Annotated in this window: 6 protein-coding genes; 1 reads left to right on the top strand and 5 read right to left on the bottom strand. The window is 65.4% G+C overall.

Annotated elements, in window-relative coordinates:
• Positions 1 to 9: 9 nt before the first annotated feature.
• Genes IVA81_RS39015 through IVA81_RS39000 form a run of 4 tightly spaced genes read right to left on the bottom strand, consistent with a single transcriptional unit; the run spans position 10 to position 9,132 of the window.
• Positions 10 to 3,114 (bottom strand): efflux RND transporter permease subunit, encoded by a 3,105-nt coding sequence (locus IVA81_RS39015; protein WP_247329073.1) that lies wholly within the window; start codon positions 3,112 to 3,114, stop codon positions 10 to 12.
• A complete protein-coding gene (locus IVA81_RS39010; protein ID WP_247329070.1) occupies positions 3,114 to 6,263 on the bottom strand; it encodes an efflux RND transporter permease subunit in 3,150 nt (1,049 codons plus the stop codon). The genes IVA81_RS39015 and IVA81_RS39010 overlap by 1 nt, the downstream gene beginning before the upstream one ends.
• Before the next feature lie 36 nt (positions 6,264 to 6,299).
• A complete protein-coding gene (locus IVA81_RS39005) occupies positions 6,300 to 7,691 on the bottom strand; it encodes an efflux RND transporter periplasmic adaptor subunit (RefSeq protein ID WP_247329051.1) in 1,392 nt (463 codons plus the stop codon).
• The gene (locus tag IVA81_RS39000) at positions 7,681 to 9,132 is read right to left on the bottom strand and encodes an efflux transporter outer membrane subunit (protein WP_247329048.1); all 1,452 of its coding nucleotides are present in this window, start codon (positions 9,130 to 9,132) and stop codon (positions 7,681 to 7,683) included. Before IVA81_RS39000 ends, IVA81_RS39005 begins: the two co-directional genes overlap by 11 nt.
• Positions 9,133 to 9,805: 673 nt before the next feature.
• Between IVA81_RS39000 and IVA81_RS38995 the strand changes: the two genes are divergently transcribed.
• Positions 9,806 to 10,840, top strand: a complete 1,035-nt coding sequence (locus IVA81_RS38995) for a cysteine synthase A (RefSeq protein WP_247329045.1) — start codon at positions 9,806 to 9,808, stop codon at positions 10,838 to 10,840.
• Between the two features lie 61 nt (positions 10,841 to 10,901).
• Here IVA81_RS38995 and IVA81_RS38990 read toward each other — a convergent pair whose 3' ends face one another.
• Positions 10,902 to 13,142, bottom strand: coding sequence for a tetratricopeptide repeat protein (locus tag IVA81_RS38990; protein WP_247329009.1), 2,241 nt, complete (start codon positions 13,140 to 13,142; stop codon positions 10,902 to 10,904).
• Positions 13,143 to 13,204: the final 62 nt, after the last annotated feature.

Genomic DNA, 13,204 nt, shown 5'->3' with positions numbered 1-13,204 from the left:
TTCAACAACCTATTCCGCGGGCGCAGCCAGCGGGCGCGGCGCGGACCGCCGCCGCAGGCGGTCGATCAGCAGGTAGATCACCGGCGTGGTGTAGAGCGTCAGGATCTGCGAGACGAACAGGCCGCCGATGATGGTGATGCCGAGCGGACGACGCAGCTCCGTGCCGGGGCCGGTCGCCACCACGAGCGGAATGCCGGCGAACAGCGCCGCCATGGTCGTCATCAGGATCGGGCGGAAGCGCGCCTGGCAGGCCTCGAAGATCGCCTCCGCCGAGGACAGGCCGCGCTGGCGTTCGGCATCGAGCGCGAAATCGACCATCATGATGCCGTTCTTCTTGACGATGCCGATCAAGAGGATGATGCCGACGAAGGCGATCACGGTCAGCGGCGTGTTGGTGAGCTGCAGGGCGAGCAGCGCGCCGAGCCCGGCCGAGGGCAGCGTCGAGATGATCGTGAGCGGATGGGCGAGGCTCTCATAGAGCACCCCGAGCACGATATACATGGCCACCAGCGCGCCGAGGATCAGAAGCGGCTGACGGCCGCTGGTCTTGGCGAAGTCGGCCGCATTGCCGTCGAAGCTGCCGCGTATGCCCTCGGGCATGTGCAGCTCTTCCACCGCCCGCTGGATGTTTTGCGTTGCCGCCTGAAGCTGCACGTCCGGCAGCAGGTTGAACGACACCGTGGTCGAGGGGAATGACTGCGAGTGATAGACCGCGAGCGCGGCGAGGCCGCGCGTCGCGTGCACGACGGCCGACAGCGGCACCTGCGCATCGCCCGCGCCCGCGACGAAGATGCGCTCGAGGTTGGAGGGGTCGACCTGGAATTTCGGATCGATCTCCAGCACGGTCATGTACTGGTTGCGCTGGGTGTAGATGATCGAGATTTGCCGCTGCGAGAAAGCGTTGTTCAGCGCGTTGTCGATGTCCTGAACCCTGACGCCGAGCGCCGAGGCCTTCTGGCGGTCGATCGACAAGGTCAGTTGAAGCCCGCCGGGGTCGCGGTCGCTGGAGATGTCGGTGATCCCCTCGACGCTCTCCATGCGCTTGGCGACGATCGGAGCCCACTTCTGCAGCAGGCTGAGGTCGGTGCTGGTCAGTGTGTACTGGTAGTCGGAATCGCTCTGCCGACCGCCGGCACGGACGTCCTGGGCGGCAAACATGAAGAGGCGGATGCCGGGCACGGGGTACAACGCGCGCCTGAGACGGTCGATCACGACTTGCGTCGAGACGTGGTCGCGTTCCTCCGGAGGCTTCAGGCTAATATACATGATGCCGCGGTTCGAGGTCGCTCCCCCCGGCCCGCCGCCCGCGCCGACGGTCGAGCCGATGCCGGCGACGGCCGGATCCTGCATCACGATGTCGGCGAGCCGCTGCTGGAGGCCGAGCATCGACTGGAACGAGATGTCGGCCGAGGCGCGCGTGGCCCCGATCACGAAGCCGGAATCGTCGGTCGGGAAATAGCCTTTGGGGACCTTGATGTAGAGCGTCACGGTGAGGCCGATGGTGGCGAAGAACACCAGCAGCGTCGCCAGCGGAAATTCCAGCACGGTGCGCAAGGTTCGGGTGTAGAAGGCGACGATGCGCGACAGCGAGCCCTCGATGATGCGATCGAACAGCGTCGCCGTGCCGGACGTGGTCTGCCGGATGTAATGGGCGCAGATCATCGGTGTGACCGTAAGCGACACCAGCGTCGAAACCAGGATAGCGAAGGTCAGCGTCAGCGAGAATTCGCGCAAGAGGCGGCCGACGATGCCGTCCATGAAGATCAGTGGCGTGAACGCCGCGATCAGCGACAGGCTGATCGAGACCACGGTGAAGCCGATCTGCTTGGCGCCCTCCTGCGCCGCCCGGAACGGCCGCATGCCGTGCTCGAGGTTGCGATACATGTTCTCGATCATGACGATGGCGTCGTCGACCACGAAGCCGACGGAGATCGCGAGCGCCATCAGCGAGAGATTGTCGATCGAGAAGCCCGCGACCCACATGCCGGCGCAGGTGCCGGCCAGCGCCAGTGGCACCGAGATGCCGGCCGCGATCGTCGGCGTCAGCCTGCGCAGGAACACGAACACCACGACCATCACCAGGATCGCGGTCGCCAGCAATGTCCATTGCATGTCGAGCACGCTGGCGCGGATCGTGCCGGTGCGGTCGACCAGGGTCGAAATCTCGACGCCAGCCGGAATCCACTGCTTCAGCTCGGGGATCAGCGCCTTCACCCTGTCGACGGTGTCGATGACGTTGGCATCGCCCTGCTTGACGATCTGGATCAGCACCGCCGGCTGCTTGTTGAACCAGGCGATCGAACGGGCGTTGCGGACGGAATCCTCGATGTCGGCGACGTCGGAGAGCCGCACGAAATTGCCGTTGGAGCTCTTGATGACGATGTCGCGAAACTCTTTCGCGGTGCGCATCTGCTTGTTCAGCGACAGCGTCTCGCTCTGCCGCTCGCCGTTGAAGATGCCGACGGGACCGAGCGGATTGGCATTGATGATCGCAGTCCTGACGTCGTCGGTGGCGATGCCGGCGTTCGACAGCGCGACGGGGTTGAGCTGGACCCGCACGGCCGGCTGGTCGGCGCCGGAGATCATCACATTGCCGACCCCCGGCACTTGCGAGATGCGTTGCGCCAGCACGCTGTCGGCGACGTCGTAGATTGCGGCTGAAGAGATCGTCTTGGAGGTCAGCGCCAGCACGAAGACGGGCGCGCCGGCCGTGTTGGCCTTGCGGAAGCGCGGCAGCGTCGGCAGGTCGCTCGGCAGGTCGACCATCGCGGCGTTGATCGCCGCCTGCACGTCGCGCGCGGCCTTGTCGATGTTGCGGCCGATGTCGAACTGGAGCTGGATGCTGGTCGAGCCGAGCGTCGAGGTCGAGGTGATCTGGTTGATGCCTGATATCTCGCCGAGCCGCCGCTCCAATGGCGAGGCCACCGTCGCCGCCATCACGGCCGGGTCGGCGCCGGGCCGGCTGGCCGAGACGAAGATGGCGGGGAAGTCGACGTTCGGGACCGAGGCGACGGGAAGGAACTGGTAGGCGACCACACCCAGCAGGAACAACCCGATCGACAGCAGCGTGGTCGCGACCGGGCGGCGGATGAAGGGCTCCGAGATCGATGCCATCACTGCATCCCCTCGGTCGCGCCCGCGACCGGCGGGCCGCCGGATTCGGCCGGCGGCAGCGCCTGCTCGAGGCGGCGGTTGATGCGGTCGAGCGCGAGATAGATCACGGGCGTCGTGTAGAGTGTCAGCAGCTGGCTGAGCAGCAGGCCGCCGATGATGGAGATGCCGAGGGGGAAACGCAGCTCGGCGCCGGTGCCGCTCTCGATCGCCAGCGGCAGCGCGCCGAACAGCGCCGCCAGGGTCGTCATCATGATCGGGCGGAAGCGCAACAGGCAGGCCTGCACGATCGCCTCGTTCGGCGACATCCCCTTCCCGCGCTCGGCCTCGAGCGCGAAGTCGATCATCATGATCGCGTTCTTCTTGACGATGCCCATGAGCAGGATGATGCCGATCAGACCGATCACCGACAGGTCCTGCCCGCACAGCACCAGCGCCAGGATCGCCCCGACGCCGGCCGAAGGCAGCGTCGACAGGATCGTGATCGGGTGGATGTAACTTTCATAGAGAACGCCGAGGACGATGTAGATCGTGATCACGGCGGCGAGCAGCAGCCAGGGCTGGCCGGCAAGCGCCTTGGCGAATTCGGCGGCATCACCGGCATAGACGCCGACGATGCTGTTGGGCATGCCGATCCGGGTCTCGATCGTCTTCACGGCGTCGACGGCATCGCCGAGCGCGGCGCCCGGCGCGAGGTTGAAGCTGAGCGACACCGAGGGGAACTGCGCCTGGTGCGAGATCGCCAGCGGCGCCGTGGTGCGCTTCAGCGTCGCCACCGCCGACAGCGGCACCTGGGCGTTGGGCGCGCCGGCGGTGCTGCTCGCGGCGCCCGGCAGATAGAGCTTCGACAGGATCGAGGGATCGCGCTGATACATCGGCAGCGCCTCCAGCACGACGCGGTACTGGTTGGCCTGGCCGTAGATGGTCGAGATCTGCCGCTGCGCGAAGGCGTCGTTGAGCGTATCGGTGATTCCTTGCAGGCTCACGCCGAGCTGGCCGGCGCGGGTGCGATCGACGTCGAGCTGCGCCCGCAGACCGCCCTCCTGCGCCTCGGAGGAGACGTCGCGGAACAAGGGATCGCGCCGCATCTCCGTGACCAGCTTGCGCGCCCATTCCGACACCAGCGTCGCATCGGTGCCGGTCAGCGTATACTGGTATTGCGAACGGCTCGACTGGGTCGAGATCTGCACGTCCTGCACTGGCTGGAAATAGACGGTCATGCCGGGGATGCTGGCCACCCTCTCCTTCAGCCGGGTGATCACCACGCTCACATCGTCACGCCGCTCGCCACGAGGTTTGAGCGTCATGACAAGACGCCCGACATTGGTGGTTGGGTTGACCGAGCCTGCGCCAATGACCGAGACCACACCTGTCACATCAGGGTCGGCCTTGATGGCGTCGGCGGCCTCGCCCTGCCGCTTCTGCATCTCCGCGAACGACACATCGGGCCCGGCTTCCGTCACCGCCGTGATCGAGGCGGTATCCTGCAGCGGCAGGAAGCCTTTGGGGGCGACAACGTAAAGCACGAGGGTCGCAATCAGCGTGGCGAAAGTCACGACCAGCGTGGCGCGCTGGCGTTCCAGCACCCACAGCAGCGTCCGATGATAGGCCTCGACGGTGCGGTCGATGAAGCGGCTGATCGCGGCCAATCCCGGCACCGCCAGCTCCTCATGGGCGTGCTTGAGCAGCCGCGAGCACATCATCGGCGTCAGCGTCAGCGAGACCACGGCCGAGGTGACGACGGCGATCGTCAAGGTCAGCGCGAATTCGCGGAACATGCGTCCGACGAGGCCGGACATGAACAGCAGCGGGATGAACACCGCGATCAGCGAAACCGTCAGCGAGATCACGGTGAAGCCGATCTCGCTGGCCCCCTTCAGCGAGGCCTCCATCGGGCCGTCGCCGTTCTCCATGTGGCGGACGATGTTCTCGATCATGACGATGGCGTCGTCGACGACGAAGCCGGTGCCGATCGTGAGCGCCATCAGCGACAGATTGTCGAGGCTGAAGCCGGCAAAATACATGATGCCGAAGCTCGTGATCAGCGACAGCGGCAGCGCGACGCCGGCGATCAGGGTGGCCCGCAGCGAGCGCAGGAACAACAGCACCACCAGCGTCACCAGCACGACGCTGAGGATCAGCGTGAACTGCACGTCGTGGACCGAGGCGCGAATGGTGACGGTGCGGTCGGAGACGATGGTGAGGTTGACGCCGGCCGGGATCGCACGCTGCACCTTGGGGATTTCCGCGCGGATCTGGCTGACGACGTCGATCACGTTGGCGCCGGGCTGGCGCTGGATGTCGATGATGACGGCCGGCGTGCCCTGGTACCAGCCGCCGGTGCGGTCATTCTCAAGGCCATCGACGATCTGTGCGACGTCGGCGATGGTGACGGGCGAACCGTTGCGGTAGGCGATGATGACGGGCTTGTAGGCGTCGGCCGCGGCGATCTGGTCGTTGGCCGCGATGATGTAGGATTGCTGCGCGCCGTCGAGCGAGCCTTTCGGCCCCGAGACATTGGCGTTGGCGATTGCGGTGCGCAGATCTTCCATGGCGATGCCGTAGGCGGCGAGCCGTGCCAAATCGGCCTGGATACGCACGGCCGGCTTCAGCCCGCCGAGCACGGAGACGCGCCCGACGCCGGAGATCTGGCTTAGCCGTTGCGCCAGAAGCGTGTCGGCGATGTCGCTCATGGCGCGCAGCGAGATGGTGTCGGAGCGCAGCGCCAGCGTCATCACCGGCGCGTCCGCCGGATTCACCTTGGCGTAAGTCGGGGGATAAGGCAGCGTCTTGGGCAGCACGCCGGCCGCGGCGTTGATCGCAGCCTGTACGTCCTGGGTCGCGCCGTCGATGTCGCGGTTGAGATCGAACTGGAGCGAGATCTGGCTGACGCCGAACGAGCTGGTCGAGTTCATCGCCGATAGCGACGGGATCTGTCCGAGCTGCCGCTCCAGCGGCGCGGTGATCAGCGAGGCGATCACATCGGGGCTCGCGCCGGGAAGCTGCGTCGTCACCTGCACGGTCGGGAAATCGACCTGCGGCAGCGCCGAGACCGGCAGCGCGAAATAGCCGAGCAGCCCGCCGATCAGCAGCGCGATGCCGAGCAGCGAAGTTGCGATCGGCCGTCGGATGAAGGGTTCGGAAACACCCATGGGATCTGCCTGCCGCTCAGGCGGCTGTTGTCGGGATCATGGCTGCTTGGCTCCAGATCCCGATGCCCCCGGCCCCGGAGCCGGCCCGGTCTGTCCCTTCTGGTCGCCTTCGCTGCTCTTCCGCTTGGCGCGGAACTCGCCGTCCTTGCCTTGTCCGTCCTTCTGCCCTTCCTTGGCACCATCCTTCTTCTGAGCGTCAGGCCCGCGCGAGCGCTTGCGCGGGGCGAGATCAGCCGACGGGGTCTGGTCGTCGCGGCCGATGATCACCTTGGACCCGTCGGACAGATTGGCAAAGCCCGTTGTGACGACCTTGTCGTTTGCCGACAGGCCGCTTGCGATCACGGCGTCATGCTCGTTCTGCTGGGTCACCGTCACGGGCTTGGCCGAGACGACGTTGTCCTCGCTGATGACATAGCTGAAGGTCCCGATCGGACCGCGCTGCACGGCCGATGTCGGCACCACCAGCGCCTGCGTCAACGTCTCGACCTTCAGACGGACGTTGACGAACTGGCCCGGCCAGAGCTGGTAGCTGGCGTTGGGGAATTCCGCCTTGAGCTTGAGCGTGCCGGTGGTCTGGTCGACCTGATTGTCGATGCCGGTGAGCTTGCCGGTGTCGATCACGGTGATGCCGTCATTGCCGAACACGTCGACCGCGAGCGCGCCTTTCGCCGCGGCGGCGTTGACGCGCATGATCTGCTGTTGCGGCAGGCTGAACCACACCGCGATCGGCTGCAGCTGCGTGATCACCACGAGACCCGTGGTGTCGGAGGCGTGGATGATGTTGCCCTGGTCGACCTGGCGCAGGCCGGCGCGCCCCGAGAGCGGCGCCACGATCTTGGTGTAGCTCAGCGTCGCCGCCGCGTTGTCGATCGCAGCCTGATCGGCCTTGACCAGCGCCTCGGTCTGCGCGACCAGCGCACGCTGGGTATCCGCCTGCTGCTTGGAGCCGGCATTGGAGGCAGCTAGCTGCTCGTAGCGCGTCAGGTCGATGCGCTGGTTGGCGAGCTGGGCCTGATCCTGCGCCTTCTTGGCGACCGCCTGGTCGTATTGCGCCTGGTAGATCGCCGGATCGATCTCGCCGAGCACGTCGCCCTTCTTGACGTCCTGTCCCTCGGTGAAATTGACCGCGATCAGCTTGCCGTCGACCTGCGAGCGCACGGTCACGGTGTTGAGTGCGCGGATCGCGCCGACGCCGTCGAGATAGACCGGAACGTCCTGGACCCGCGGGCTCGCCGCCAACACGGGCACCGGCAGATCGGGCCGCTGGTTGCGGTTGTTGGCCTGTTGCTGATGCGTGGCGATCCAGCCGAGATAACCGAGCCCGCCGAGGATGGCGAGCGTGATCAAGGTCATGACGAAGCCGCGGCCGCGCGATTTTTTCGCCGTCCCCTCTTCCGCGCCCTGCTTCGTATCCGGCTTAAAGAGCATTGACCGGTTTCTCCATTCGCGGCTCCCAGCCGCCGCCGAGGGCTTGATACAGGCTGACGATGGCGAGCAAGCGGGCCAGTTGCGCCTGTGACAGCGCGTCTTCCGCCTGGAACAGGGTCAGTTGAGTGTTGAGCACGGTCACGATGTCGGCGGTGCCGGCGCGCAATTGCTGCTCGGACAGATCGAAGGCGCGGCGCGAGGCGACAACGACGTCGCGCTGCAATTGCAGCTTGATCGTGGTCTGCTTGATCGAGAACAGCGCATTGTCGACGTCGGCAAAGGCCTGGACGATGGTCTTGCGGTAGGTCTGGAGCAGCTCGTCCTGCCGCGCCTTGGCAAATTCGAAATTGCCGAGGATCTTGCCGCCGTCGAAGATCGGCTGCGTGGCGCTACCGACGAGCTGGAAGAAGGCCGCATGCGGCTGGAACAGCGAGACCAGCGCCGAGCTCTGATAGCCGCCATTGCCGGTGAGCTGGATGGTCGGAAAGAACTGCGCGCGGGCGTTGCCGATGTTCGCGGTCGCCGAGGCGAGCTGCGCTTCCTGCCGGCGAATGTCGGGTCGCTGCGTCAGCAGGTCCGACGGCAGGCCGGGCGTCACGCGCGGGATCGCGACCCGGTCCAGGGAGCCGCCAAGCACGCGCACGCTCTCCGGCGGGCGCGAGACCAGCACGGCGAGCGCGTTGACGTTCTGGTCCAGCGTCTGGCGCAGCGGCGGCACCAAGGCCTTCTGGTTGGCAAGCACGCTCTCCTGCTGGGCGACGTCGAGATCGGTGCCGGTGCCGGCCTTGCGCCGTTCCCTGACGGCGTCGAGGATGCGCTGCGCGCTCGCGATGTTGCGCTGTGACGTCCTGATGCGGTCCTGCGAGGCCAGCACCTGGAAATAGGCGTTGGCGACGGCCGCCAGCGTCGTCAGCGCGACGGTGTCGCGATCGAAGCGGTTGGCGCTGGCGGTCTCCTCGGCCGTCTGCAGCGCGTCGCGGTTCTGGCCCCAGAAGTCGAGCTGATAGCTCGCGCTCAGTGAGGCCGAATAGTTGACGACTTCGCGGCCGCCGATGGACAGACCCGAGGAGCTTGCGCCCGAGGTCCGAGAATAGGTTTCCGATCCGCCGGTCGATACGCTCGGCAGCAGCGCCGCGCCCGCCTGCCGCGCCTGGGCGTCAGCCTGGACGATGCGCGACACGGCGGCGGCGATGTCGAGGTTGACGGTCTGCGCCTCTTCCATCAGCTGCGTCAGCTCCGCGGAGCGGAAGCCACGCCACCAATCCAATGACGGCGGCGCATCGCCCTTGCCCGCGTATTTGTACTGCGTGGGAACGTCGAGCGCGGGATCGGGAAGGTCCTGGGTCAGCACGCACGCGCCCGAGCCGGCAGCGAGGCACAACACCGCAAGCCAGCGCGCCGCACGCCGCGTCCGGGATGCAGAACCTTCGGACCGCCGCATGGCGATCGCTGGAACATCCTGTGTCACATCCACCCCCCGCCGGGCAGATCAAGCCGCCGCGCAACCGGATTAACCGATTCGCGGCGGGACGATCGGGGGGCTTTGGACAACTCGTTCACAGCGGCGATGCTTTCTGCGGAACCTGGACGTCGATACTAGCCGGGTGCTGAACTGCGGGACAGTCCCGCAGTTGCGAGATGGATGGGCCAACGCGCCGGAAGCGGATCGATGAAAATGCGAAAGGTGCTTGTCTTGCAGATATTTCTCTCATTTTGAAACGATGGGAAACGTGAATAAGCTTACCAAGATTTCATGTGATATTGCTGCCACACCGACATCGGGGCTTTTCGATCTGGCCGCGCTGCGCCCCGTGGGGCGGTCGCGCCCTCACCATCCACGTGTCGTCCCGACTCGCTCTTGAAAAAAAGCGGTCGTGACGCGGCTGGTGACGACCATCATCTTCCGTGCATTAACGGAGTTCAGTCCATTTCCTCCTAGTGATATCCCGCCGCGCAGCCAAGCGCATCATCGCCGGTCGCGCCGCTCGAGAATGTCCCTGTGTGGACAGGCGTTTCAGCCGGTTTCGCCGCAGCGCAAAAGCCTTCCCCTTTGCCCTCCCAAGCACTAGGTTCTGGCCAGCCAGATCAACCCCCTTGGTAGCGATTTTCCTGACATGACCATTCGAAACGACGTTGTCGAAGCCATCGGCAACACCCCGCTGATCAAGCTGAAGCGCGCCTCGGAACTGACCGGCTGCACCATTCTCGGGAAGGCCGAGTTCATGAACCCGGGCCAGTCGGTCAAGGACCGCGCCGGCAAATGGATGATCTTGGAGGCAGAGAAGCGCGGCGAGCTCAAGCCCGGCGGTCTCGTGGTGGAAGCGACTGCCGGCAATACCGGCATTGGCCTGGCGGTCGTCGCCAGCGCGCGCGGCTACCGCACCCTGATCGTGATCCCGGAAACGCAGAGCCAGGAAAAGAAGGACTTTCTGAAGCTGTGCGGCGCAGAGCTGATCGAGGTGCCGGCCCTGCCCTATGCCAACCCCAACAATTATCAACACGTCGGCCGGCGGCTTGCGGACGAGCTGCGCAAGACCGAGCAGAACGGCGTGCTGTTCGCAGACCAGTGGAACAACCTCGACAATGCCAAGGCGCATTACGAATCCACGGGGCCTGAGATCTGGGAGCAGACCGGCGGCAAGGTCGAAGGCTTCGTCTGCTCGGTCGGCAGCGGCGGCACGCTCGCCGGCATCAGCCGCTATCTGAAGGAGAAGAACAAGAACGTGCGGATCGCCTGCGCTGATCCGCACGGCGCCGGCATGTACGAATATTTCAGGACGGGCGATGCCAAGGCAACGCCCGGCGGCTCGATCACCGAAGGCATCGGCCTCAACCGCGCGACCGCGATCGTCGAGACCGCGAAGGTCGACGACGCCTATCTCATTCCCGATGCCGAAGCTGTCAGCGCCATCTATGAGCTGCTCCAGCACGAGGGCCTGTGCCTCGGCGGCTCGACCGGCATCAACATCGTGGGCGCGATGCGCCTCGCAAAACAGCTCGGGCCCGGCAAGACGATCGTCACCGTGCTGTGCGATTCCGGCAGCCGCTATCAGTCGAAGCTGTTCAACGCGGATTTCATGCGCGCCAAGAACCTGCCGGTGCCGGAGTGGCTGGAGAAGCGCAGCAACATCAAGCCACCGTTCGTCTGATCGTCACAGGCCTCCTCAGGTCGAGGAGGCGCGTCCACAGGGTCCGCGCGGTCAGGCCGGTTTACGCGCCCTCGCCGCGTTCCGGGGCTGCGGCACAATGGTCGCGCCAGAACCGGCGATAACCCTCCTCGACCCTGCGCGTGTAGATCTCGACATTGCCGGCGGGCGAGGCTGCGATCCGGGCCGGCAGCTCTGCACGCAACTTTGCCAGATGCTCGGGCTGCACCGCGTATTTGCACGCGATCGCGGCATAGCCATCGTCATCCTCGGCGACCCAGTCATTGAGACCGACGGCAGCCACGATGGAGCCGCCGGCGCGCGACGAGGCGCCGTGGCCGAGCTTGGCGACGACCGGAACGCCTCCATAGAGGGATTCCCAGGTGCTGACGCCGCCGTTTTGCGGGAAAGTATCGAGCGAAATATCGACGTTCGCAAAGGCCCGCAGATGCTCAGCGCGCGGGGTCGAGCCGAGGCAGGTGATGTTCTCCTCGGCGACGCCCTGCGCCACGAAACGTGCGAGAAGGCCGTCCCGCACCAGCGGATCATCAAGCAGGGTATGCTTGATGATGATTTTCGATCCGGTCACCTCGCGCATCACCTTCGCCCACACCCGGATGGCCTCATCCGAGATTTTGGAGATGCGATTGAAGACGCCGAAGGTCACATGGCCGTTGCGGAGCATGGGAAGCTCCGAAGCGGGCATATCCAGGATGGGATCGATCGTGATCAGGCACGGCAGATCATGAACTTTTTCGGCCAGCAGATGGCGGGCCGATTCCGGAATGAAGATCGGATCCGCGAGCACGTAATCCATGGTCTCCAGGCCGGTCCCCGTGGCGTGTCCAAAACCCGTGACCTGGATCGGAGCCGGCTTGCGGGCGAATACGGGGAGCCTGTTGCCGGTGGTATGCCCGGACACGTCGATCAGGATATCGACCTTGTCGGCCTGGATACGATCGGCCAGCTCGTCGTCCGAAAGTTGCGAGGCGTCGACCCAGACGTCCGCCAACGACTTGAACTTGGCGGTCATCTCGTCTCGCGTCGGCGAGCACGAATAGCAGACGATCTCGAATTTGGCCCGATCATGATGGCGCAGCACCGGTAACAGACCGAACGCCGCCGAGTGGTACCAGAACTCTGCGGATACGTAACCGACCACGATCCGCCTGTCGGGATCGAACTGCCGGGGCTCGAGCTTCCTTTGCGGCAATCTGGCGCCGATCGCATCCCACCAGGACTTGCGCGCCGCCTGCTGGACCGCGAAGTCCGCGTCGGAGAGAAAGTCCAGAAAGTAGATTTTCCGCGCGATCAGGTCCGGCTCGTCCGGCGCGATCGCCAAGGCGGCGTCGAGATGTTCGATAGCGGCTGCGATCTCTCCCTGGTTTGCAAAACAGGAACTCAGCAGCGCGAGCGCGATCGCCGAGCGGGGATTTTCTTCGAGCAACGCCGTGCAGGCCAGGATCGCCTGCGCGGTATTGCCCATGCTCAGCGAGACTTCCGCCTTCCCCCGCAAGGCCACTTCGAGCTTGGGCGAAAGCGCAAGTGCTGCGTCAAAATCCGCGGCCGCTCGTTCCGGCCGCGACAGCGCAAAATTGAGCCGGCCGCGGTGCGCGAGGACCTTCGCCGAACCGGGCCTGAGCGCGAGCGCCGCTGCGAGCGCGGCTTCCGCCTCATCGTAATGCTTGAGCTCGATGCTGACCACGCCTTTGCCGACGAGCGCTTCGGCGTGACGCGGCTGAAATAACAGAGCGCGCTCGAAATTCTGCCTGGCCCGGTCGAACTGGCCCAGCGCCAGCTCGGCCAGGCCACGATTGCAGAGCGCATCGGCATAGTCGGGCTTCAGCTTGATCGCGCGATCGTACAGCTCGATAGCCTGCTCGGGCAGGTTCATCTGGAGCAAGGTATTGCCGAGGCCGGTCAGGGCCGGCGGAAAGTTCGGCTTCAGCGCGATCGCCTTCTCCTGACACGCGCGGGCGGCCTCAAATTTCTGAAGCGCGAAGTGCACGGCGGCAAGATTGTTGTAGGCCTCGTGCGAACGCGGATCGATCGCGATCGCGCGCTCGAGCAGTTGTTGCGCCTCCTCCAGGCGCGCGCCCTGTTGCACGCTCAGGCCGAGCAGGTGCGTGGCGTCGAAATGATCCGGAACGGCTTGCACGATCTGGCGGCAGAGCGCCTCGCTCTCCGCATATCTGCCCTGGCCATAGGCGCTCGCCGCGGCGGAGATGATGGCGTCCGCCTGCTTCTTCATTTTCTTCTGCAATCGCGCATTCTGGAATGCGCGCGCGCCGGCGCTGCTCTGCAAGGTGTCTCTCCGAAAATGGCCCGTGGAGAGTCTAACTGATTCGCGCGCCAAGCCGGCCGTTC

Origin of the sequence: Bradyrhizobium sp. 141 (assembly GCF_023074055.1) — a bacterium.
Lineage (GTDB): Bacteria > Pseudomonadota > Alphaproteobacteria > Rhizobiales > Xanthobacteraceae > Bradyrhizobium.
This window is presented reverse-complemented; position numbering and strand designations above follow the sequence as displayed.

Coding starts and splice junctions, on each gene's coding strand:
- IVA81_RS38995 (WP_247329045.1), top strand. CDS start 9,806: ATGACCATTCGAAACGACGTTGTCGAAGCCATCGGCAACACCCCGCTG.
- IVA81_RS39000 (WP_247329048.1), bottom strand. CDS start 9,132: ATGCGGCGGTCCGAAGGTTCTGCATCCCGGACGCGGCGTGCGGCGCGC.
- IVA81_RS39015 (WP_247329073.1), bottom strand. CDS start 3,114: ATGGCATCGATCTCGGAGCCCTTCATCCGCCGCCCGGTCGCGACCACG.
- IVA81_RS39010 (WP_247329070.1), bottom strand. CDS start 6,263: ATGGGTGTTTCCGAACCCTTCATCCGACGGCCGATCGCAACTTCGCTG.
- IVA81_RS39005 (WP_247329051.1), bottom strand. CDS start 7,691: ATGCTCTTTAAGCCGGATACGAAGCAGGGCGCGGAAGAGGGGACGGCG.